The organism is Enterocloster clostridioformis (assembly GCF_020297485.1).
Lineage (GTDB): Bacteria > Bacillota > Clostridia > Lachnospirales > Lachnospiraceae > Enterocloster > Enterocloster clostridioformis.
Map to the genome: position 1 here is coordinate 4,425,219 of NZ_JAIWZC010000001.1, position 21,973 is coordinate 4,447,191.

Consider the following 21,973-nt stretch of genomic DNA (forward strand, 5'->3'; position numbering starts at 1 on the left):
TGATCTGCTGTCAGGTCCTATAACCATAAATATACGGTAACAGAAAGGGAAAAAGTCATGAAAAAGAGAATTTTTACAGTGCTTCTGGCAGCGGCTATGACAGTCAGTCTGGCGGCCTGCGCCGGCACGGCAGAGAACAATGCCGGCAAAAAAACAGAGGAGACATCAGCAGGCCAAAGCGTGTCAAAGGAGACCGCGGAAAGTGAGGCCGCATCAAAAGAAACACCTGGGGAGAATACACAGGAACAGGCAGCATCGGATGAAAAGGCTTCCGGTGGAAACGCGCCGGAGCAGAGCGTGGTAAAATGGAACTGCGGAACAAGCGGTAATGTGCTTCTGACAATTGCAGAGGAAAAGGGATATCTGAAAGACGAGGGAATCACAATTGAGTACGTTGAGGCCAATGCCAATGCCGACGCAATGACGCTGCTGGCTACGGGCAAGGTGGATGTTGTATCGAATGCAGGAACAAGCAACCCTCTGCAGCAGATTGCGTCCGGAGTGGACCTGACAATCTTTGGAGGCCACATGGTAGAAGGCTGTATGCCGGTTGTGGCGAAAGCCGGTGCTGAGTGGAACGGAATCGAATCCTTTATCGGCAAAAAGGTGGCGGTGAATCCAAGCTACTTTGCGTTTACGGGCGCAGTGATGGACCTTGGCTATGATAATCCCCTTGAGGCCGTGGACTGGGAAATTTATTCCGATTACAATGACGCCCTGGCAGCCGTAATCCGCGGGGATGTAGAATATGCGCTTATGGGTACAGGACAGAACCTGGCCGTTCAGGAGATGGTGAAAAATGGGGAAATCGACATCGTAAGCTATCAGAGTGAAATCATGGAGAATTATTCCTGCTGCAGGATGGAAGGCCAGACCCAATGGGTAAATGATAATCCCAATACAGTAAAAGCCGTTATCCGCGCATTGTTACGGGCACAGTCTTATTATGAGAGCAATAAAGAGGAGGCCGTAAAATTACATGCCGCAAAAATCAAGGCCACGGAAGAATATGTGGCTGCTTATATGTTGGATGACGAGCACTATTTTGTAAGTGTTGACCCCCTTAAAAATTTTGTAAAGCGGGCGTGGGATATACTTGACAAAACAGGATTCTTAGATGAAAAGGCAAAAGAGATCAATATTGATGACCATATCAATACGAAGTTATATGAGGAAGCCCTTGGAGAAGCGGCAGAGGCATACGGCGGGGAAGCGCCTGAGTTCTACCAGAATATGAAAACCTTCTTTGAAGAGAACGACAAATAAGAGGAGCGGTTAAGGAGACAGGGACATGAATAAGGCAGGGGCATTTATTAAAAAATATTGGATTACATTCTGCATATTCTCAGGGCTGGTGCTGCTGTATGTTTATGTGACGGAAAATAAACTGGTGAATCCATATCTGTTTCCATCAGCAGACGCGATTAAACAGGCATTTATCTCAAGCCGCGGCATGATGGCAGGCAATATGCTGGCATCCTTTAAGCTGCTGATACCGTCAGTGACAATTTCGCTGCTTATTGCCCTGTTCCTCGGAACAATCATGGGGATGAATACAAGGGTAAGGGAAGTCCTGTATCCGGTCATTTACGCTTTTAGCGTAATACCATCTATTCTCTTGTCCCCCTTTGTACTTCTCATGGCTCCAAGCCTGTTTTCTGCGTCCGTTTTTCTGATTGTCTATAACATTATGTGGGCAACCCTTTTTGCCACCATTACAGGTATCATGACAATCGACAAACGATATCTGGACAAGGCCGCCACCCTGGAATTACGGGGGTTTAAGAGACTGATAAAGGTCATCCTTCCGGCGGCAAGCCCATCCATTCTGGCGGGATTTGTCAATTCCCTGCGCAGTTCCTTTGTTATGCTGGTTTTTGCTGAGATGTACGGGGCAGGTCAGGGCATGGGATATTTCGTGAAGAAGTATGCGGAGTTAGGCATTTTCGCCAATACGTGGGTTGGTTTTGTTTTTATGGTAATCGTACTGGTAATCGTAATGCAGATATTTGAGCTGCTGAAAAAGCATTTGCTGAAGTGGACGATAGAGTAGAGGAATTCGGCAGAAGATCAGCGGTAGTTAGGCAGAAGATTAGAAAAAATCAGGCCCGCATGAACACGGTATATAAAGCAGTGTTCATGCGGGCCTGGACAGGGCCTTTAGCGGCCCTTGAACAGCTTTGTACTGTCCGGATCCCATAGAATGGGGGACGGGACGCACTGGGGCTCTAAGATAATGCTGCTTTTGCCCGGTGCGGCATGGATAGCACAGTATACCCCAAAACAGGGAACACCCTTAAGGGTGACGTGAAACACGACAGCATGAGACAGAGGTTTATTGGGTCAACAGAAAGGCAGAGGGATAAAAAGCAGCAGGGCGAGGGCGGCTCTGCTGCAATGTGGATGGTATCAAAGTCTAAATTGGCTAAAGTCAATGGAAAAGTCCTCATATATGTTGACTTTAACAGAATCGGTAAATCGGTAAATGGTGGGTGGTGTTTCGTTAGCCAAGTCATACACCATAACAACCTCCCTGGCTGGGTCTATAATCCAATATTCCCGTACCCCCGCCCCTTGATAAAGAGCCAGCTTTTTGTAATAGTCCATTTGTCGGCTGGAAGAGGAAACAATCTCAATCGTCCAATCCGGTGCACCGTGGCAGCCTTTATTATCCAATTTGTCTTTGTCGCAAATTACGGATATATCCGGCTCCAGGTAGTTTGCATTATTCTTTTCATCCTCTGCCTGAAGGAACACGGCAAATGGTGCATGGAATACTTCACAGGGGCCGTTTTTACTGTTGATATAATTGAAAATGGTTCCGTGTAGAAAGGTAGATATTCTTTGGTGGGTAGTGTTCGGTGGTGCCATGTAATAAATCTGACCGTCAATCAGTTCTGCCCGTTCTCCATTCGGCAAGTTGTAAATATCGTCAATGGTATAGACTCTTTCTTTTGGTAATGGCATAGGGTTACGCTCCTTCCTGTGAGGTATTGTCAGATTCGATAGTTTGTGTAATGGCTCTATTAATAAAACCATTTAAGCTTTCGCCATGTATTTCAGCGTGTTTTGATATGTCAGTTTTTTTCCCTTTTGGTACAGTGAGGTTAATTCTATCATAATTGTTACTTATATATTTATTTACTGCTTTTTGTTGGGCTTTGCTTATTTTGCTTTCCTCTGCCATGTGTTTATATTCCTCCTTCCAGTGGGCGACAAAAGACAAAGACACTTATTTCATTATATCCATATTGTATCATTGTTATCTACTTGCGTAAATATATAAATTTCACAAATATATTTGCGCAAATATATAAAACATGCCAATAAGCTATTTGTGCTAATAGATATATACTATATACATAGCAAGGAACAGAAAACAAAAGCAGCCGGGGCAGACAATCCCCCACAAACTTACCAGTCGTACCTGTGAGCCACAAGCAATAGACACGCAAGACTGGTAGGGGCTGTAAAGGAGAGCACACTATGTCAGAGAGAACATTACTTAAGAAGGTCAATGACCTTAAGGTCCTGGAGGCCCAAAAGAAAGCCATTGAAAAGCAGATGGAACTCCTGCAGGAGGACATCAAGAAGGAGTTGCAGGCCAGGGGACAGGAGGAAACAGAGGTGGGTGACTGGATGGTTAGATTCAAGGCTGTTATCAGCAATAAGTTTAATGCAAGGGCATTTGCCGCCGACCATCCGAAACTCTACCAGAAATACATGGGCCAGTCCCAGACCATGAGATTCACAGTGAAGTAAGCGTATAGGGCTGAGAAAACAAAGTATCCGGCAGAGGGGAGTAACGGCAATTACATAGAGCCTCTGCCGGGGCCACATACCAGGAAAGGAGATTATGATTAAATGGAGCCGATAGCAAAAGCGTTTTAAGGGCCGGGGAACTGGCCTTTTTTTGATGCGGATATTTGATTGTGGGTAAATTGTGGGTACGGCTTGCATTCCCGCCCAAAATATGCTACACTATCCCCTGCAATAAGGCCGCAGATTCCCTGTCATTATCAGCATTTCCGGGACAATCTGCAACAAACGACTGGTGTGTTCGAGACCTTCCACACCTAAAACAAAACTAAAGGAGACAACAGAATATGAGACAAAACAACAGGAAACTGTACGGACTGGCCCAGGGGGCCATGATTGCAGCCATCTATGTGGCGCTTACCATGGTATTCGCGCCCATCAGCTTCGGCCCGGTCCAGTTCAGAATCGCGGAGGCGCTTTGCATACTGCCGTTCTTTACGCCGGCAGCCGTGCCCGGACTATTTGTGGGCTGCCTGCTTTCCAACCTGCTCTGCGGGGCCATGCCCCTGGACGTGGTATTCGGAAGCCTGGCCACGCTTATTGGCGCAGCCGGTTCATGGTATCTGAGAAAGCACAAGTGGTGCGTGTGCATTCCTCCAATTATGGCCAACACCATTATCATTCCATGGGTGTTACGATATGCCTATGGTTCTGAGGATATGATTCTTATGGCCATGGTGACAGTTGGAATCGGAGAGATTCTCGCAATCGGCGTGCTGGGCAATACGCTGCTGATTACACTTGAGCGGTATAAAAACCTGGTTTTCAGGCAGCAGGCGGCATAGTCGCTGTCAGGAGACAAGAAATATGAAACAATTGGGAGAGGACCGGGATTCGGCGCCTCTCCTTAATTTAATACGCAAAAACGTTTTGGAAAGCGGGTGAGCAGGCTCAAGCCGCGGCCAAAGCACATATCCTATATCAGGTCTGTTAAGGAGGAATGCCGGAGATCCGGTATTTCTCCATTTTGTTTGCCCAGCATGGGCGTTTTCTAATGGGTGAAAGTCCCAAGTGCGCGTAGGCAACAACGAAGCACATAGCCGAACAGCAAGGGTGTCCGCCGTGAGACGGAATCTGAAAGAAGCTGTAAGCAAACCTCTGACCTGACGGACAGGAACCGCATATAAGGCTCGGAAATACGGATAAGGTGGCAAAAGGCACTGAAGTCCAAAAGGTTGCCGGAAGTACGAGTAAATGCGGCAGGTACATGGAGGAAAAGAACACGCACCTTAACTGGGGAGGTCTCACAGGCGGTCTCATTAGCCGTAGTAACAACGAATTGTGAGAAGTCAGCAGAAGCCATAGTAGTGAGGAAGTTCCTGTAATGGGGACGGAGCGAAGGGCTGAACAATCAATCAGTTGAAGTACGTTCCACTTCGTAGCCGGAGCATACGCCTGTCGATGACTTCAAAGGCGGCAAAGGCAAAAGGGGCAGAAAGGAAACAACGCATGGACACAAGCAGTCTCATGGAGCAGATATTAAGCAGGGATAATCTAAATGCGGCGTATCTGCAAGTCGTAAGGAATAAAGGAGCGGCAGGCGTGGACGGGATGACCGTTGAAGAACTTGGCGCATATCTTTCGGAAAACGGCGAAAACATTAAGGAACAGTTGCGGACGAGGAAGTATAAGCCGAAGCCAGTCCGCAGGGTGGAGATACCCAAACCCGATGGTGGTACAAGAAATCTTGGAGTGCCAACAGCAGTAGACCGCTTTGTACAGCAGGCGGTGGCACAGGTGCTTACCCCGATATTTGAGGAGCAGTTTCACGACCACAGCTATGGATTCAGACCCAAGCGGTGTGCACAGCAGGCAGTCCTTAAAGCATTGGAAATGATGAATGACGGACACAACTGGATAGTGGATATCGACCTAGCGAAATTCTTTGACACAGTAGACCATGACAAGCTGATGACGATTTTCGGACGGACAATAAAGGACGGAGATGTCATATCGGTGGTAAGAAAGATTCTGGTCAGCGGCGTAATGATTGATGATGAGTATGAAGATACGGTAGTCGGCACACCGCAGGGTGGAAATATCTCGCCGCTGTTAGCAAATATCATGTTAAATGAGCTGGACAAAGAACTGGAAGCAAGGAGGCTGGATTTCGTCCGGTATGCAGATGACCTTATTATAATGGTCGGGAGCAGACAGGCGGCAGAGCGGGTAATGAAGAGCGTGGCTCGGTTTATAGAGGAAAAGCTTGGACTGAAAGTGAACGCGGAAAAGAGCAGGGTTGATAAACCAAAGGGCATTAAGTATCTGGGGTTTGGATTTTACTATGACTCATTTGCCAAAGGGTACAAAGCCAGACCACACCCGAAAGCGGCAGCAAAGTTCAAGGCGCAGATGAAGAAATATACAAGCAGGAGCTGGGGAGTGGGCAATGGTTATAAAATTGGGAAACTCAACCGGCTTATCCGAGGGTGGATAAATTATTTCAAAATCGGAAGCATGAAAAGGCTGTGCGCAAAAATGGACGGACAGATTCGGTATCGACTGCGCATGTGCATATGGAAACACTGGAAAACGCCAAAGAACAGGGAAAAGAATCTTATCAAACTTGGTCTGCCGCCAAATGCGGCACATGGCATTTCATATGCCAAAGGATATGCCAGAGTGTGCAGAAGCTGGAATCTCCACATTTGTATCAGTAAAGAGAGACTAGCTAAGTTTGGTCTTGTATCCATGGAAGACTACTACGCCGAAAAGGCTGTTACATGTTAAGTTGATTGAACCGCCGTATACCGAACGGTACGTACGGTGGTGTGAGAGGTCGGAAGGCGAAATAATCGCCTTCCTCCTACTCGATTTATATAGCTTTTCGATTTTTTTTTGATATAATAAGGAAGAGATATTTTTGTGCAGGAAAATGTATGACAGGCACAGGGAAGGATTATTGATTATGTATCAGATAGATTTTAATAAACCAGAACATGTACACTTTATCGGAATCGGAGGCATCAGCATGAGCGGCCTGGCAGAAATCCTTTTGGATGAGGGATTTTCCATATCCGGCTCCGATTCCCATGAGACGGCCCTGACGGAGCATCTTGAGAAGAAGGGAGCACGGGTATATTACGGGCAGAGGGCGGCCAATATTGAGAGGGAGCCGGGAATCAGCGTGGTGGTGTATACGGCAGCTATCCATGAAGATAATCCGGAGTTCAGGGCAGCCAGGGATCAGGGGCTGCCCATGCTTTCCAGGGCAGAGCTTTTGGGGGAGCTGATGCGCAATTACAAAGAAGCCATAGCCATTTCAGGAACCCATGGTAAGACTACCACCACATCCATGCTCACGGATATCCTCCTGGCAGGGGACTTGGATCCCACTATCTCTGTGGGAGGTATTCTAAAGGACATAGGAGGCAACATCCGTGTGGGCGGTCCTGATTTGTTTGTGACAGAGGCATGTGAATATACCAACAGTTTCCTGTCCTTTTATCCCACCATGGAGGTTATACTGAATGTTGAGGAGGACCATCTGGACTTCTTTAAGGATATTGAGGACATACGCCATTCCTTCCGTCTGTTTGCCGACAAGCTTCCCGCCAAAGGACTTCTGGTGGTAAACAGCGGAATTGAGAAGGTGGAGGAAATCACCAAGGGCCTCAATTGCAGAGTGGTTACCTTCGGAAAGGACCTTTCCAGCACCTACACGGCCCGGAACATAGCATATGACGGGTTTGCCAGGCCCTCCTATGACCTGGTAATCCAGGGAGAGGCAGTGAGCCGCATCACTCTGGGCGTCACAGGAGAGCACAATGTATATAATTCTCTGGCAGCCATTGCCATCGCACTGGAGCTGGGAGTGGGATTTGACGCCATTATGTCGGGGCTGGGAAAATTCACTGGCACGGACAGACGGTTTGAGAAAAAGGGAGAGGTGGCAGGTGTTACGGTTATTGACGACTATGCCCATCACCCACAGGAGATAAAGGCAACCCTGGCGGCGGCCCGGAATTATCCTCACAGGAAGCTGTGGTGCGTGTTCCAGCCCCATACTTATACCAGGACCAGGGCATTCCTGGACCAGTTTGCGGAGGCTCTGTCCGCCGCGGATGAAGTGATTCTGGCTGATATCTATGCAGCCCGGGAGACAGATACCCTGGGGGTCAGTTCCCGGGACGTGGCGGACCGGATTGAGAAGCTGGGCACGAAGGCCCACTATATTCCGTCCTTTGATGAGATTGAGACATTTATTTTGGAAAATTGTATGAACGGCGATTTGTTGATAACTATGGGGGCCGGAGACATTGTAAAAGTAGGGGAAAAGCTGTTAGGACAATAGTTATCCACATTATCCACATAGTTTTCAACATTTTATGTAAAGAAACTATGTGGATTTTTTGATTAACATAAAAAAATGTCGCACGATTTAAAAAATCTTGGATTTATACGGTAAAAATGGAGTTTTATGAAGAACAGGGACAGTTATGTCCACCATTTTTCCACATTATCCACATTATCCACAACAAAGAGTGTGCAAAACCGCGCCTATTTTCTTTTGGTAGTGGATATGTTATGATAGAATGAAGCAAGGAGTGGTGTAGGGATGGGTGGAAATATGAAGGATAGATGGAGTGTTCCGGTCACGGCTGTGGCCAATGAATTCATTGATACATATATGGCTGCTGCCAACGGTGAATATGTGAAGGTGTACCTCTATGTGCTCCGCCATCAGGGGGAGGATATCACCATAGAGTTGATTGCGGATGCCCTAAACCATACGGAATCAGATGTGCGCAGAGCCCTCTCCTATTGGAAGAAGGCGGGTGTGCTGGCTGACTCTGAACAGGAACAGCGGGTTCAGGGTGAACCGGTCCGTCCGGAGTCCGGGGGCCGTACCTTTACGCGTGAGCAGGACAGGGAACAGGCAGCGGTCCCAGATTTGGAGGTTGATGCGTTTCAGAGGAAAAACGGGACAGCCGGGCGGGCAGATGTCCGCGGGCTGACAGGCATCCGGGAGCAGGCAGGAGTCCGGGAGCGCACGGAAACCGCGGGTCAGGAGGACGGCTGTATTCCGGTGTATTCCACGGAGCAGGTAAACCGTCTGGCTCAGGACGAGGAGTTTTCCCAGCTTCTCTATATTGCCCAGAAGTACATGAACAAGGTATTTACCCCCAGGGACTGCCAGGTATTTGCCTATCTGTATGAGGGATTATCCATGAGCAGTGAGCTTTTAGAGTATCTGGTGGAATACTGCGTGCAGAACGGCCACATATCGGTGCGTTACATGGAGACCGTGGCCATGAGCTGGCATGAGAAGGGAATCAGGACAGCGCTGGAGGCCAAGGATTACAGCGCTTCCTACAGCCGTGATTCCTTTGCGGTTATGAAGGCATTTGGCATCAACAGCAGGAAACCGGCCGCACCGGAGCAGAAGCTGATGGACAAGTGGTTCAGGGACTATGGATTTTCCAGGGAAGTGGTATTGGAAGCGTGTAACAGGACCATTACGGCCATCCATAACCCCAGCTTCCAGTATGCGGACAAGATTTTGTCAGACTGGCAGAAAGCCGGCATCCGGGGCCTGACTGATATAAAGGACCTGGACGCAAAGCGCACGGCTGCCAGGGAGGAGAGCGGTGAAGCCAGGGAGAAGAGGCTGCAGAAGTATGACTCCGGCGTCTCATCCGCCAGGCAGGGATCAGGGACCAGAAAGAATTCATCCAATCAGTTCCATAATTTTAAACAGAGGGATACGGATTATGATGCACTGGTTTTAAAGCAGGTAAAGGAGTGGGTGGGGCAGCAGCCCTAATACACATAAGGAGAGTGAACCATGGCACTGAGCAATTCCCAGTACGACGCAATCATGAGGGAGTATGGAAGGCAGCAGATCGAGAACCACCACAAACTGGAGGAAAGGCGTAAAGAGATTTATGCCAGGCTGCCGGTGGTAAAACAGTTGGAAGCGGAAATCGCAGAGCGTTCCGTGGCGTGCGCCAAAAAGCTGCTGGAAGGGGATAAAGGTGTCCTGGACAGGCTGAAGGAGGACCTCAGGGATCTGCGGGAGCAGAAGGCCCTTATCATCAGGGCGGCAGGCTATCCTGACGATTACCTGGAGCTACATTACCGCTGTCCGGACTGCAGGGATACGGGGCTTGTAGACGGCCGTAAGTGCCATTGTTTTCTTCAGGCCCAGATGAAGCTGCTTCATGCCCAGTCCAATCTGGAGGATGTGCTGGAACGGGAGAATTTTAAGGCTCTGAGTTATGAGTACTACGATGATACGGAGATACTTCCCCAACTGGGTATTACCAATGCGGCCTACATGCGCCGGGTAGTGGCGGGGTGTAAGGAGTTTGTCCGGGTTTTTGATAAGAAACACGATAACCTCCTGTTTACAGGAAGCACGGGCGTTGGAAAGACGTTCCTCACCAACTGTATTGCCAGGGAACTGATGGATGATTTCCATTCAGTCATTTATCTGACAGCCAGCGATCTCTTTGATGTATTTTCCAGGAATAAGTTTGATTATGATAATGCGGAGGACATGAAGGACATGTACCGGTTCATTCTGGACTGTGACCTTCTCATCATTGATGACCTGGGAACGGAGTTAAACAACAGCTTTACTTCCTCCCGGCTGTTCTACTGTATCAATGAGCGGATGAACATGAGCCGTTCCACCATCATATCCACGAACCTGACTCTGGCCCGGCTCAGGGATTCCTATACGGACCGTGTTACCTCCAGGATCATGAGCGGATACAGGATTATCCCATTATATGGAGGAGATATCAGACTGTTAAAAAAGTAACGTATAATTAAGGCATTTCCGGGGCACAAGGGCCTTGACGAATCATGGAGAATGATGGTATAAAAGTATATGCCGGTCCGGGCAGAGAGGCCTCCGGCAAAAAACAGGAGGATGTTAACCATGTTATATGAGGAGAAAATCATTGAAACTATTCCCGTGGGTCCGTTGGGACTGATTCCGTTAAAGAGCTGTACGGAACTGGGCAATAAGGTGGATGCCTATCTGGTGGACTGGAGACGGGAGAGGGAAAGTGAACACAAGTCTACCATAGCATTTTCCGGATATCAGAGGGATTCCTATATCATCAATGCCGTAACACCCAGGTTTGGCACGGGAGAGGGCAAGGGACTTGTGACAGAGTCAATAAGGGGCGACGACTTGTATATCATGGTAGATGTATGCAATTACAGCCTGACCTATTCCCTATTCGGTATGACTAATCATATGTCACCGGACGACCATTTCCAGGATTTGAAGCGTGTGATTGCGGCAGCGGCAGGCAAGGCCCACAGGATTAATGTAATCATGCCTTTCTTATATGAGAGCCGCCAGCACAGGCGTTCCGGGAGAGAATCCCTGGACTGCGCCCTGGCGCTCAAGGAACTGGTGAACATGGGAGTGGAGAATATCATTACCTTTGATGCCCACGATCCCAGGGTTCAGAATGCCATTCCCTTACGGGGATTTGAGACAGTTCAGCCCATCTACCAGTTCTTAAAATATCTTTTAAAGAATGAGACAGACCTGCAGATTGACAGCAGCCATATGATGGTCATCAGCCCGGATGAGGGCGGCACGGGAAGAGCCGTGTATTTTGCCAATATGCTGGGGCTGGACATGGGTATGTTCTATAAACGCCGCGATTACACGAAAATCGTGGGCGGCCGCAATCCCATCGTGGCCCATGAGTTCCTGGGAGCCAGCGTGGAGGGTAAGGACGTGCTCATCATCGACGACATGATTTCCTCTGGTGAGAGTGTCATGGATGTGGCCAAGGAGCTGAAGCGCAGGAAGGCCAGGAAGGTTTTTGTGTGCGCTACCTTTGGTCTGTTTACAGGGGGACTTACAAAGTTTGACGAGTATTATGATAAGGGAATCATTGACCGGATACTGACCACGAACCTGGTATATCAGACTCCGGATCTTCTTGAGAGACCCTACTACATTAATGTGGATATGAGCAAGTATATCGCCCTCATTATCGACAACCTTAATCATGACGCATCCCTGAGCGATTTGCTGACGCCTACTAAGCGGATCAACCGGCTGCTGGCTCAGTACCGCAGTTAACAGGAACGCAATGTAAAGGACAGAAGGCCGTTTTCCTATATCTGCCTGCCGGGGTATGCTGCGGCGCTTGAGGCAGGTCATGGAGGCGGCCTTTTTGGATATCTGGCATTTGTTATGGGACAGGGGGGAATATTATATGGAAGAAAAGCAGTTCCGCGACAAGGTTTATTGGCTTACATTCCTGTTCAGCCTGCTGGTGGTGTGGGTGCACTCCTTTAATGGGGAACTGTTTATGGGGACCCCGGAGGCAGCCTTTAAGGTGGCAGGGATAGAGCGTATACTGGGGGACAGACTGGGGCAGATAGCGGTGCCGGGATTTTTCATGGTGTCCTCCTATCTGTTTTTTCGCGGTTTTTGCTGGGAGAAGCTTATTCCAAAGTGGCGTTCCAGGTTAAGAAGCCTGGTTCTTCCCTATCTTTTGTGGAATTTCCTTTACTATATGGGGTATGTGGCGGCCACACGCCTGCCCGGCCTGTCCGGGGTGGTGGGAAAGACGCCCATACCCTTTAACGGGCCCCGGCTCTTTGACGCACTTGTGTTCTATTCCTATAATCCGGTGTTCTGGTATCTGTTCCAGCTGATTATACTGGTGGCCCTGGCGCCCCTGGTTTACACGGTGATGCGGGGAAATGTCACAGGCGCCGCTGCCCTGGGAATCATGGCTTTTGGGCTTTGGAAGAACTGGGCCATGCCTCTTCTTAATCTGGACGCTCTGTTTTATTTCTGTGCCGCTGCCTGGGTGAGCCTTCACAGGGATACCTGGGGAAGGGGAATAGAGGAAAGATCCGGTGCCGGGAAGAATATGGCGGCAGGCGCCATTCTTTTGCTGGCCATGGGCCTTCTTTTGTACCTGGGCCGCATCGGAGGCCTGCTGTGGGAGCGCCCGCTTTGCATCGTCTGCTGGAGGCTGTGGGGAGTCTGCGGTGCTGTCCTGGCTGTGAAGGCAGCGGACCTTCCGGCTGCCAGGGAGTGGATGAAGCATAACTTTTTCCTGTATGCCATTCATTTTGCCTGGGTAAGGCTTATCAACAAGGCAGCCGCGGCTGCCTTCCAAGGGAGCGCGGTCATTGCCCTGGCTGTATTCATCCTGATGCCCGTCCTCATGACGGCTGTCAGCGCCATGATTGGCGGAATCATGAGACGGTTCGTACCCAATGTTTATTATATGCTGTCAGGAGGGCGGTAAGCCGGCGTCCGGCAGGCACTTCGCGCCCGGGAAGTCCCGGCGGAAATCCTTGCAATCAGCGTAATTCTATGATATTCTGATACTACTTCCACGGCATTTCTTGCCGTGATGGCTTTGGCACTGCGTTTTGTGCGCAGGCGTTAGGGGTGCGTGCACAGGCACCTGTAAGGGGGCGGTTCGCCCGGAATTCACATTGTATGACAGACGGGAAAACGTTTTGGGTGTAATATGGCAGCGGTATGAAAGCAGTATGGAAGTACTATGGAGCCATCCGTCCGTGGCATAAGAGAGCACCATGGCGGTCATATGAAAACGGCGTGAAAAAGGGGCGTGGCGGGAAAATAGAGGTTGACATTTTTGGGGAACTATACTATTATTGTAACTATTAGAGAACATTTGTTCGCATGGAAGTCATTGGAGGATACTATGGCCAGAGAAGAGAAGAGTAATGTAATTAACCGCGATATGAATAAAGACGAGAAGTTGAAGGCGTTAGACGCTGCCCTGACCCAGATTGAGAAGGCATACGGAAAAGGATCCGTCATGAAGCTGGGGGATTCCAGGGCCAACATGAATATTGAGACAGTCCCCACCGGTTCCATCAGCCTGGACATTGCACTGGGATTGGGCGGAGTTCCCAAGGGCAGGATCGTAGAGGTATATGGACCCGAGTCTTCCGGCAAGACCACGGTCGCCCTGCACATGGTAGCAGAGGTACAGAAGCGTGGAGGCATTGCAGGCTTCATTGATGCGGAGCATGCCCTGGATCCTGTATATGCCAGGAACATAGGAGTGGATATAGATAATCTGTACATCTCCCAGCCGGATAACGGCGAGCAGGCCCTGGAGATTACCGAGACCATGGTGCGATCCGGCGCTGTGGATATCGTGATTGTGGACTCCGTGGCAGCCCTGGTTCCCAAGGCTGAGATTGACGGCGAGATGGGAGATTCCCATGTGGGCCTTCAGGCCAGGCTTATGTCACAGGCTCTGAGAAAGCTGACCGCTGTCATCAGCAAGTCCAACTGTATTGTCATCTTCATCAACCAGCTGCGTGAGAAGGTTGGTGTCATGTTTGGCAACCCGGAGACCACCACCGGCGGACGTGCTCTGAAGTTCTACGCATCCGTGCGGCTTGATGTCCGCAGGATAGAGACCTTAAAGCAGGGCGGAGAGGTCACGGGAAACCGTGTCAGGGTAAAGGTGGTGAAGAACAAGATTGCGCCTCCTTTTAAGGAAGCTGAGTTTGATATCATGTTTGGCAAGGGCATTTCCAAGGAAGGCGATATCCTGGACCTGGCTGTTAAGGAGAACATCATTGAGAAGAGCGGCGCATGGTTCGCTTATAACGGCGCCAAGATTGGCCAGGGACGTGAGAATTCCAAGCAGTACCTGTCTGATAACCCGGCCATCTGCGCCGAGGTGGAGGCCAAGGTAAGGGCAAAGTATGAACTGCCCGGGGCAGAGGAAGCCATGGAGGCAGCCGAAGCCTTCAAGACAGCAGCCGAACAGGCGGAAACTGAAACAGGGGAACCTGCTGCGGATGCCCCTGAACTGGTATGATGGTCACAGCCGTCATCCCTGTAGATAAGAGAAAGAGCAAAGTCTTCCTGGAGGAAGGCTTTGCCTTTGTTTTATACAGGGGTGAGGTGGAACGGTACAGGATAGAGGACGGCAGGGAGCTGGAAGAAGGGGTATATGAGGAAATCCTCAGAGATATACTGCGGCCAAGGTCAAAGGAGTATGCCCTTCATTTATTAAAGGACTCAGGAAAAACAGAGAAGTGGATGAAGGAAAAACTTGGGAAGGCAGGATACCCCAAAGAGGCAGTGGAATATGCTGTAAATTTTCTGAAGGAATACCATTTCCTGGACGACAATGCCTATGCCCAGAGTTATGTGCGCTCCTATGCAGGGAAAAAGAGCCGCCGCCAGATGGCATATGAGATGCAGCAAAAGGGCGTGGATTCGTCTTTCATAGAGGAGGCGCTGGACCAGTCGCCTGTGGACGAGGAGGAATCGGCCAGGCAGGCTCTGGCCAGGCGGCTCAGGGGAAAACAGGAGGCATCCTACCAGGAAAAAGGCCGTCTGGCGGCCTTTTTAGGGAGGAAGGGATACTCCTTCGAAGTGATAAACAGGGTATTGAGAGAGATTAAAACCGCTGAAAACCAGGATTAGGCCCTGTTGTAATTTGTCTATATTGTCTGTCTCTGCGGGAAAATAAGGGGAAGATACTTGACATAATTCTGAAAAAAGTATAAAATTAATATGTTGTAGTTCGTACAATGAAAATTAAATAAGGAGGTGCTCCTGTGTCACAGATAATGGTCCCTATGATGATTATCGTTATGATAGTTGTGGCTATTATTACTTGGTTTGCTGCACGCAATTACGAGAGGAAGCAGTATGACAGCAAGGTAGGAAGTGCAGAAGAAAAATCAAGGGAAATAATAGATGAAGCATTAAAAACCGCAGAGACAAAGAAGCGAGAAGCTCTCCTGGAAGCCAAGGAAGAATCTTTAAAGACGAAAAATGAGTTAGAGAAGGAAACCAAGGAAAGAAGAGCGGAACTTCAACGTTATGAAAAACGTGTATTAAGCAAGGAAGAAAACGTTGAAAAAAAGGCAGATGCCCTGGAAAAGAAGGAGGCGGATCTGGTCAGGAGGGAAAACATTCTCAGTAAGCGTACTGCAGAGGTGGAAGCCCAGTATGAGCAGGGGATACAGGAACTGGAACGGATATCCGGTCTAACCTCCGAACAGGCAAAAGAATATCTTTTAAAATCTGTTGAAGAAGATGTAAAACATGACACAGCTAAATTAATTAAGGAACTTGAAAACAAGGCAAAGGAAGAAGCTGACAAGAAGGCCAGGGATTTAGTGGTGACTGCCATTCAGCGGTGCGCCGCAGACCATGTGGCTGAGACAACGGTTTCTGTTGTACAGCTTCCTAACGACGAGATGAAAGGCCGCATCATCGGACGAGAGGGCCGCAACATTCGTACCCTTGAGACCCTTACCGGTGTGGAACTGATTATCGACGATACCCCGGAAGCAGTAGTATTGTCCGGATTTGATCCAATACGTAGAGAAGTTGCTAGAATTGCGTTGGAGCGTTTGATTGTGGACGGACGTATTCATCCGGCCAGAATCGAGGAGATGGTAGAGAAGGCACAGAAAGAAGTGGAGAACAACATGAGGGAAGAGGGCGAGGCAGCCTGTCTTGAAGTTGGCATCCACGGAATTCATCCGGAATTAGTTAAGTTACTTGGTAAGATGAAGTTCAGGACCAGCTATGGCCAGAATGCATTAAAGCATTCTATTGAGGTGTCCCAGCTGTCAGGACTTTTGGCGTCAGAACTTGGAGTGGATGTACGTTTAGCCAAACGTGCCGGTTTATTACATGACATTGGTAAATCCGTTGACCATGACATGGAAGGCACCCATGTTCAGCTAGGTGCAGACCTGTGTAAGAAATATAAGGAATCTGCTACAGTGCTGAATGCGGTGGAATCCCATCATGGCGACGTTGAACCTACCAGCCTCATTTCCTGCATTGTGCAGGCAGCTGATACCATATCTGCTGCAAGACCCGGTGCAAGGCGTGAGACTCTGGAGACATATACAAACAGATTGAAACAATTAGAAGATATAACCAATTCCTTTAAGGGAGTGGACAAGTCTTTTGCCATTCAGGCAGGCCGAGAGGTTCGTATCATGGTAGTTCCGGAACAGATCAGCGATGACGATATGATATTGCTGGCAAGAGATGTTTCCAAACGGATTGAGGACGAGCTGGAATATCCGGGACAGATCAAGGTAAATGTGATTCGTGAATCAAGAGTTACAGATTACGCGAAGTAATTGTTCGGAGTGAAAGATAAATGCCCTAAAAACCGTAAGAATCCAGTATTCATGCGGGTTTGGGGCATTTTTTTACTTATTGTAACTTCTTATAGGCTTTTATAATTTCCAACGGCAGGGAAGAATTTTCGGAATCCTTACAGAACTGGGTCATTAACCGCAGATTCTTTCCTTTTTCTTCTTCGAGTTCCGTTTCAGCTTCGTATAGATGATGGCGTTGTTCCGTTGCTTTATCCAGCGCAGCATCGCGCTGACGCTCCGCCCGCGGCGCCCTGTTTTCCAACAGAATACATGTCCTGTGAACTGTAACCCGAAAGTAAATTGACGCTACCCGTTCGTATCCAAAGGTTTGACAGACTGCAGAGTACATGATATAATGTTAATATAATAATATGGGTGCGGAAGATAATAGGCATACAAGTAAATCCTGTTGAAGTAGAAAGGTACCTGCGTATTTGGTGCAGGTTTATTTTTATATGTAAAATGCAATGTGGGATGTAGTTTCAAGGATAAAAGATAAAAATAAAGTTATACTAAAGGTTGTGCGATGGTGAAGATGCTGAAACGGGTAATTAGAAACTATTGGTTAGCAGAAGAAACAAATATATTTAGAAACTATAGAGATGCATTAGCGGGCTTTGTTGCTTTGGTAATTATTCCTGCTGTTTCAGTTTTTTTGTACTATTTACAGATGGTTATACGTTTTGGAGTTATACATTTCCGTTTATATCTATTTCGTTGGCTGGTGCGTATGATACATATGGAAGATATAATGGACACTCTCCCCAAAATGCAAAGCTTGTTATTCGACTGATATTTGATTTCCTTGCAATTTTTTTTGCAACCCTCAGCGTTGGAAATAATAATACGATACTTCCTTATGTTGCCCCTATTTTACTGTTTGTTTGTGGTCTTTTTTGACTTTTGAAATATATAATCGAGTAAAAAGGGCGGTTTTGATTAGCCCATGGCTAGTCTAAGCATATTGAATAGGGGTGAAGTTATGCTTTGGAGAAAAAAAGACTTTACTGTTGCAGAAATGGAAGAGATGGAAAATACTCTAAGAAATAGTAAGTTATATTTGTTAAAATTAAGTGCTGATGATGAGGATTTGTCCGAGAAATTAGGGCTAAAAGTTGAATATGTTACAAATATGGCTGATGATAACGAGGCAGAACTCATTCCAATTGATGACAGCAATTATTATGGTCTAATTAGACTGAGAAAAGAACTAAAAAAACATAAATTTGCGTATATTCATGAGATTATTCATTATATATTTGATGTTGGGTATGGCAACAAAGTGGATGAGTGTTTTTTTAGAAAAAAGAAAGGAAAAACCAACAGTCACGAAGAGCAAAGAACTAGTACAGCATTGCCAAAATAATAATGAATAGACGTTGCTTTTTTATTGTAGTCGGTGCATAATAATTCTATCACTAAAGAATGGATGGGTTATTATGCGAAGGAAAACAATTGATACTATCCCGGTTTTATCTGATGCCATGAAAAACATATTATCTGCTTTTTCAAAAAGCCGCTCCCTTCCGTCAGGACTGGTCAAAAGAGCCAGCATTGTCCTGCTTGCGTCACAGGGGGAACTCAACCAGAATATTGCACCACAGGTCGGGCTTCATTATAATAATGTTGCCACCTGGCGCAGTCGGTTCCTCGCGGCGCTCCCAGCCTTGCGGAGGATTGAAATGGACGACCCGAAAAAGCTTGAAGATGAGATACGGGCAGTCCTGTCCGATAAAAAACGCCCCGGTGCCCCGTCTGTTTTTACGCCGGACCAGATCATGCGGATCATCGACCTTGCCTGCAGCAGCCCAAATGATTTTGGGTACGAAGTAAGCCAGTGGAGTCTCCCGCTGTTAGTGGCAGAAATTAAAAAGCAGGGGATCGCTGAACAGATTTCTGAGAAATCTGTCAGCCGTTTTTTAAAAATGAGGTAGATTTACATCCCCACAAAATCCGTTACTGGCTTCATTCTTCGGAAAAGACGGAAGCCCCGGAATCTTTTGCGCGGAAAGTAAACGAAATCTGCGGCCTGTACCAGAGTGCCCAGGAACAAAGCCGGGAAGGTGCACACATTGTTTCCACGGATGAAATGACCGGGGTACAAGCGCTGGAACATAAATATCCTGACAAGCTCCCATTACCCGGCCAGTGCGCCAAAATGGAGTTTGAGTATATCCGCCATGGCACGACCAGCCTCATCGGGTTCTTTGATGTTGCAACGGGCCGTATGGAAATGCCGTATTTAAACTCCACACGCACAGAAGAGGATTTTGTGGAAGCCGTGAAAGCATTGGTAGGGACAGACCCGCAAGCCCCATGGACATTTATATGCGATGGCCTAAACACCCATAAATCGGAAGCCCTTGTCCGCTTTGTGGCAGAAGCCTGTGCCCTTGGCGTGGAACTGGGCAAAAAAGGGAAAACAGGGATCCTTAAAAGTATGGAAAGCCGAGCGGATTTCCTGCATGACCCTTCCCACCGGATCCGCTTTGTCTATACTCCGAAACACAGTTCCTGGATGAACCAGATTGAGATATGGTTTGGCATCATTAACCGGAAGCTGCTGAAGCGGAAAAGCTACCTATCAATAGAAGAACTGGAAGCAAGCATCCTGCGCTTTATTGAACAATACAATCTTACAGCACACCCATTTAAGTGGACATATGCCGGGATACCATTAGTAATTTAATCACTGATATTTAAGCAATGCTGTACTAGTACACTTCAAAGACATTATGAACAAAGTGAAACTGCTGTTATTCGAAGAATTCGTGAAGTTCGAAAGATAATTAAGTCAAGTGGATGTTAGGGTTTCTTTATGAAGAGCCGGGATGCGTCAGCTACCAGATAGCTACCGCGCCCCGGTTTTTCATGGGTGCAGAGATTTGCCTTATTGAAACTGTTCAGGAAAAAGAAATCACTCACAAAGGAGACTGTCATGAAGAATAAACGAAGTATTGATTGGTTCCCGCCAGGAAACACGTTTAAGAGAAAGTTGGGTTTTATTTTCTGCTGCACAGGGATTATGTCCATCTTAAACTCGGGGATTGCCATGGCACAGTCTTCGGTTCTTCTGGTTTCCGAAACCCGCGCTGAAGAAGCATACGGTCCCGGCATAGAAGCGGAGCAGACGGAAACCATGCGCATCCGGGCAATCGTAAAAGAAGTAGAAGATGAGAAAATCCTGGTAGAAAGCCAGTCTGAGGAAACTTATTGCGGAGAGATTCTTTTACACACTTCCGTCTATGACACCCGTTTCGTAAACGGGGAGAGCGGCTTTCGGGCAGAGCTGTCTGATATCAAGGCCGGGGATGTGATTTATGCCGATATCCGGACTACGGTGGCCGAAAGCCTGCCTCCCCAGACCACGGCCGAGATTATCATCAGCCAAATGCCAGAAGGTGTCAGCGCCCCGGATTATATCCTCACAGATGCCTTTGAGCGGCAGGAAGATGAAAGCTGGTGCCTGGTCTCTTCATCAGGTACCGTTTACCAGGTTCCCAAAGACTGTCCCGTCATATCCTACGGTATGAATGAACTCTCCTCTTTCCGCATCATCTCAGAATCTAACAAGCTGCTAGTCTGGCTGGATGAAGCGAATACGGTGCAGCGAATTGTCAAGCTTCCGGCTCGGTGGTAACTCTCCGGTACAGTATCCACTGGAACAGCACCACCGCTGCCCATCCGGCTCCGGTAGCAAAAGCAACCGCCGCCAGCCCCCAATGCCTGATCAACACATAGGACAGAATTACGCGGATCGAAATATGCAGGATGGTACCAAAGACCGGAATCTGTACCATGCCAAGCCCGCGATAAAAGCCCACAAAGGAATTGCCAAGGAAGCAGAGGACATAAAAGACGGATATCACGTTCATATAAGACCTGGCATGGTTTAAAACCGGACCAGATGCCGCCCCCATCAACAAGATCACAGCAGGTCCTGATGTCAAAAACATAGTTATGGACAATACCAGCCCCAGGCCCGCCATCATCCGTAATCCACACAAAAATCCCTGCCTTATCCTCACTCTTTTGTGGGCTCCGCGGTTTTGTGCCGTGAAGATTGAAATTGCCGTACAGCCGCTGTCTCCGAAGGAATTGGCAAACCCTTCGATCCGCGCCGTGGCGGTGTAGGCGGATATCATTCCGGTTCCGCCGGTATTTACGGCTCCCTGTACCAGCAGTTTCCCGATATAGAGGCTTGACTGATGGAGCGCAGAGATCGTTCCCAACATGATTGTTCTCATAAACAATGGAAAATGGAAAGAGACATCTCTCGCATGAAACAGCAGTTTCGGAGTCTGTTTTTTCATATATCCCAGGCATATAAAAGCAGCGAACAACTGCGAAACCACGGTAGCATACGCAGTGCCGGCCATCCCCAAGCCAAAGGAAAGGACAAAGAGGAAGTCAAGAATGGTGTTTAACCCCATAGCAAGCAAGAGAATCCAAAGGGATGCTCCCGTATCGCCTGCCCCGCGCAGTACGGCCGCACACCAGTTATAAAGAAATACCGCAGGCAGCCCCAAATAGATAATCCTCAGATACTCCTGTACAAACCCCGCAACCTCTGCCGGTGTCTGTATGCCTCTGAGTAAAGGCTGCAAGGCCAGCATCCCGCACATACTCAGCATGATCGTAAAGCCGCCCCCGAATGCAAGCGATAGAAAGCTTTCTTTCCTTAATAAATCCCAGTTCTTTTGTCCATACAATTCCGCTATGATAATCGCAATCCCGTTACAGCACCCGCTTATGACAAAAAGAGACAAGTTCATGACACTGCCTGCAACGCCCGCGGCTGCAAAGGCGGTTTCTCCGATATAATGCCCCACTACAAAGGAATCAATGGTGTTATACATCTGCTGCAGGATATTTCCCCATATCAAAGGCAGGGCCAGGGCAGTCAACTGTTTCCAGATAATGCCGTTTGTTAAGTCATCAGTCAGATTCATCGTTGTTACCTCCGCATAACAGTTTACCGCAAAGAAAAATAGTTGTAAAATGCCATATTTTGCGATAATATATA

General features: G+C 48.1%; 22 protein-coding genes. 18 read left to right on the forward strand and 4 right to left on the reverse strand.

Going from position 1 to position 21,973, the window contains the following annotated elements; translation table 11 throughout:
- Nucleotides 1–57: 57 nt before the first annotated feature.
- Both LA360_RS22205 and LA360_RS22210 read left to right on the forward strand, forming a co-directional pair.
- Nucleotides 58–1,266: an ABC transporter substrate-binding protein gene (locus LA360_RS22205; protein ID WP_112481567.1), complete on the forward strand. Its 1,209-nt coding sequence runs from the start codon at nt 58–60 to the stop codon at nt 1,264–1,266.
- A gap of 25 nt (nt 1,267–1,291) precedes the next feature.
- Nucleotides 1,292–2,053, forward strand: coding sequence for an ABC transporter permease (locus LA360_RS22210; protein WP_057571218.1), 762 nt, complete (start codon nt 1,292–1,294; stop codon nt 2,051–2,053).
- Nucleotides 2,054–2,409: 356 nt separating this feature from the next.
- On the opposite strand, the gene LA360_RS22215 is transcribed toward LA360_RS22210, so the two are convergent.
- Both LA360_RS22215 and LA360_RS22220 read right to left on the reverse strand, forming a co-directional pair.
- On the reverse strand, nt 2,410–2,967 hold the full coding sequence (locus LA360_RS22215) for a Uma2 family endonuclease (protein ID WP_022200923.1): 558 nt from the start codon (nt 2,965–2,967) through the stop codon (nt 2,410–2,412).
- A gap of 4 nt (nt 2,968–2,971) precedes the next feature.
- Nucleotides 2,972–3,187: a hypothetical protein gene (locus LA360_RS22220; RefSeq protein WP_002585945.1), complete on the reverse strand. Its 216-nt coding sequence runs from the start codon at nt 3,185–3,187 to the stop codon at nt 2,972–2,974.
- A 299-nt stretch (nt 3,188–3,486) separates the two neighbouring features.
- Here LA360_RS22220 and LA360_RS22225 point away from each other — a divergent pair, with 299 nt between their 5' ends.
- From LA360_RS22225 to rny, 12 genes are all read left to right on the forward strand, one after another.
- Nucleotides 3,487–3,762 (forward strand): hypothetical protein, encoded by a 276-nt coding sequence (locus tag LA360_RS22225; RefSeq protein ID WP_002585946.1) that lies wholly within the window; start codon nt 3,487–3,489, stop codon nt 3,760–3,762.
- Nucleotides 3,763–4,106: 344 nt separating this feature from the next.
- On the forward strand, nt 4,107–4,604 hold the full coding sequence (locus LA360_RS22230) for a QueT transporter family protein (RefSeq protein ID WP_022200924.1): 498 nt from the start codon (nt 4,107–4,109) through the stop codon (nt 4,602–4,604).
- 664 nt (nt 4,605–5,268) lie between these two features.
- Nucleotides 5,269–6,549, forward strand: coding sequence for a group II intron reverse transcriptase/maturase (gene ltrA / locus LA360_RS22235; protein WP_002578445.1), 1,281 nt, complete (start codon nt 5,269–5,271; stop codon nt 6,547–6,549).
- A 178-nt stretch (nt 6,550–6,727) separates the two neighbouring features.
- Nucleotides 6,728–8,113, forward strand: coding sequence for a UDP-N-acetylmuramate--L-alanine ligase (gene murC / locus LA360_RS22240; protein WP_022200925.1), 1,386 nt, complete (start codon nt 6,728–6,730; stop codon nt 8,111–8,113).
- Between the two features lie 264 nt (nt 8,114–8,377).
- Nucleotides 8,378–9,586, forward strand: a complete 1,209-nt coding sequence (locus LA360_RS22245) for a DnaD domain protein (protein ID WP_022200926.1) — start codon at nt 8,378–8,380, stop codon at nt 9,584–9,586.
- Between the two features lie 21 nt (nt 9,587–9,607).
- On the forward strand, nt 9,608–10,588 hold the full coding sequence (locus LA360_RS22250; RefSeq protein ID WP_022200927.1) for an ATP-binding protein: 981 nt from the start codon (nt 9,608–9,610) through the stop codon (nt 10,586–10,588).
- A gap of 120 nt (nt 10,589–10,708) precedes the next feature.
- Entirely contained in the window at nt 10,709–11,878 is a 1,170-nt protein-coding gene (locus LA360_RS22255) for a ribose-phosphate pyrophosphokinase (protein ID WP_002585951.1), read from the forward strand.
- 136 nt (nt 11,879–12,014) lie between these two features.
- A complete protein-coding gene (locus tag LA360_RS22260; protein WP_057571269.1) occupies nt 12,015–13,064 on the forward strand; it encodes an acyltransferase family protein in 1,050 nt (349 codons plus the stop codon).
- Nucleotides 13,065–13,303: 239 nt separating this feature from the next.
- Nucleotides 13,304–13,453, forward strand: coding sequence for a hypothetical protein (locus LA360_RS22265; RefSeq protein WP_225537653.1), 150 nt, complete (start codon nt 13,304–13,306; stop codon nt 13,451–13,453).
- A gap of 37 nt (nt 13,454–13,490) precedes the next feature.
- Nucleotides 13,491–14,627: a recombinase RecA gene (recA, locus tag LA360_RS22270; RefSeq protein WP_022200929.1), complete on the forward strand. Its 1,137-nt coding sequence runs from the start codon at nt 13,491–13,493 to the stop codon at nt 14,625–14,627.
- On the forward strand, nt 14,624–15,241 hold the full coding sequence (locus LA360_RS22275) for a regulatory protein RecX (protein ID WP_022200930.1): 618 nt from the start codon (nt 14,624–14,626) through the stop codon (nt 15,239–15,241). Before recA ends, LA360_RS22275 begins: the two co-directional genes overlap by 4 nt.
- 134 nt (nt 15,242–15,375) lie before the next feature.
- Complete coding sequence (rny, locus tag LA360_RS22280) at nt 15,376–16,926, forward strand: ribonuclease Y (RefSeq protein WP_022200931.1); 1,551 nt, start codon at nt 15,376–15,378, stop codon at nt 16,924–16,926.
- Nucleotides 16,927–17,002: 76 nt separating this feature from the next.
- On the opposite strand, the gene LA360_RS22285 is transcribed toward rny, so the two are convergent.
- Nucleotides 17,003–17,209, reverse strand: coding sequence for a hypothetical protein (locus tag LA360_RS22285; RefSeq protein ID WP_112481568.1), 207 nt, complete (start codon nt 17,207–17,209; stop codon nt 17,003–17,005).
- A 720-nt stretch (nt 17,210–17,929) separates the two neighbouring features.
- Between LA360_RS22285 and LA360_RS22290 the strand changes: the two genes are divergently transcribed.
- The 4 genes from LA360_RS22290 to LA360_RS22305 all read left to right on the forward strand — a co-directional run bounded on the left by LA360_RS22290 (nt 17,930) and on the right by LA360_RS22305 (nt 20,587).
- Nucleotides 17,930–18,313, forward strand: a complete 384-nt coding sequence (locus tag LA360_RS22290; protein WP_225537654.1) for a hypothetical protein — start codon at nt 17,930–17,932, stop codon at nt 18,311–18,313.
- A 73-nt stretch (nt 18,314–18,386) separates the two neighbouring features.
- Entirely contained in the window at nt 18,387–18,881 is a 495-nt protein-coding gene (locus LA360_RS22295; RefSeq protein WP_089776580.1) for a helix-turn-helix domain-containing protein, read from the forward strand.
- 137 nt (nt 18,882–19,018) lie between these two features.
- The gene (locus LA360_RS22300) at nt 19,019–19,636 is read left to right on the forward strand and encodes a transposase (RefSeq protein ID WP_225537719.1); all 618 of its coding nucleotides are present in this window, start codon (nt 19,019–19,021) and stop codon (nt 19,634–19,636) included.
- A gap of 249 nt (nt 19,637–19,885) precedes the next feature.
- On the forward strand, nt 19,886–20,587 hold the full coding sequence (locus LA360_RS22305; protein ID WP_022201972.1) for a hypothetical protein: 702 nt from the start codon (nt 19,886–19,888) through the stop codon (nt 20,585–20,587).
- On the opposite strand, the gene LA360_RS22310 is transcribed toward LA360_RS22305, so the two are convergent.
- Complete coding sequence (locus LA360_RS22310) at nt 20,565–21,899, reverse strand: MATE family efflux transporter (RefSeq protein ID WP_112481569.1); 1,335 nt, start codon at nt 21,897–21,899, stop codon at nt 20,565–20,567. The genes LA360_RS22305 and LA360_RS22310 overlap by 23 nt on opposite strands.
- Nucleotides 21,900–21,973: the final 74 nt, after the last annotated feature.

What these genes read in the sequence shown, in the direction of transcription:
- recA (WP_022200929.1), top strand. Translation starts at nt 13,491, where the DNA reads ATGGCCAGAGAAGAGAAGAGTAATGTAATTAACCGCGATATGAATAAA.
- LA360_RS22230 (WP_022200924.1), top strand. Translation starts at nt 4,107, where the DNA reads ATGAGACAAAACAACAGGAAACTGTACGGACTGGCCCAGGGGGCCATG.
- LA360_RS22260 (WP_057571269.1), top strand. Translation starts at nt 12,015, where the DNA reads ATGGAAGAAAAGCAGTTCCGCGACAAGGTTTATTGGCTTACATTCCTG.
- LA360_RS22205 (WP_112481567.1), top strand. Translation starts at nt 58, where the DNA reads ATGAAAAAGAGAATTTTTACAGTGCTTCTGGCAGCGGCTATGACAGTC.
- LA360_RS22275 (WP_022200930.1), top strand. Translation starts at nt 14,624, where the DNA reads ATGATGGTCACAGCCGTCATCCCTGTAGATAAGAGAAAGAGCAAAGTC.
- LA360_RS22220 (WP_002585945.1), bottom strand. Translation starts at nt 3,187, where the DNA reads ATGGCAGAGGAAAGCAAAATAAGCAAAGCCCAACAAAAAGCAGTAAAT.
- LA360_RS22265 (WP_225537653.1), top strand. Translation starts at nt 13,304, where the DNA reads ATGAAAGCAGTATGGAAGTACTATGGAGCCATCCGTCCGTGGCATAAG.
- LA360_RS22210 (WP_057571218.1), top strand. Translation starts at nt 1,292, where the DNA reads ATGAATAAGGCAGGGGCATTTATTAAAAAATATTGGATTACATTCTGC.
- LA360_RS22225 (WP_002585946.1), top strand. Translation starts at nt 3,487, where the DNA reads ATGTCAGAGAGAACATTACTTAAGAAGGTCAATGACCTTAAGGTCCTG.
- LA360_RS22250 (WP_022200927.1), top strand. Translation starts at nt 9,608, where the DNA reads ATGGCACTGAGCAATTCCCAGTACGACGCAATCATGAGGGAGTATGGA.
- LA360_RS22255 (WP_002585951.1), top strand. Translation starts at nt 10,709, where the DNA reads ATGTTATATGAGGAGAAAATCATTGAAACTATTCCCGTGGGTCCGTTG.
- LA360_RS22290 (WP_225537654.1), top strand. Translation starts at nt 17,930, where the DNA reads ATGCTTTGGAGAAAAAAAGACTTTACTGTTGCAGAAATGGAAGAGATG.
- LA360_RS22215 (WP_022200923.1), bottom strand. Translation starts at nt 2,967, where the DNA reads ATGCCATTACCAAAAGAAAGAGTCTATACCATTGACGATATTTACAAC.
- murC (WP_022200925.1), top strand. Translation starts at nt 6,728, where the DNA reads ATGTATCAGATAGATTTTAATAAACCAGAACATGTACACTTTATCGGA.
- LA360_RS22305 (WP_022201972.1), top strand. Translation starts at nt 19,886, where the DNA reads ATGAAGAATAAACGAAGTATTGATTGGTTCCCGCCAGGAAACACGTTT.
- ltrA (WP_002578445.1), top strand. Translation starts at nt 5,269, where the DNA reads ATGGACACAAGCAGTCTCATGGAGCAGATATTAAGCAGGGATAATCTA.
- LA360_RS22310 (WP_112481569.1), bottom strand. Translation starts at nt 21,899, where the DNA reads ATGAATCTGACTGATGACTTAACAAACGGCATTATCTGGAAACAGTTG.
- LA360_RS22245 (WP_022200926.1), top strand. Translation starts at nt 8,378, where the DNA reads ATGGGTGGAAATATGAAGGATAGATGGAGTGTTCCGGTCACGGCTGTG.
- LA360_RS22295 (WP_089776580.1), top strand. Translation starts at nt 18,387, where the DNA reads ATGCGAAGGAAAACAATTGATACTATCCCGGTTTTATCTGATGCCATG.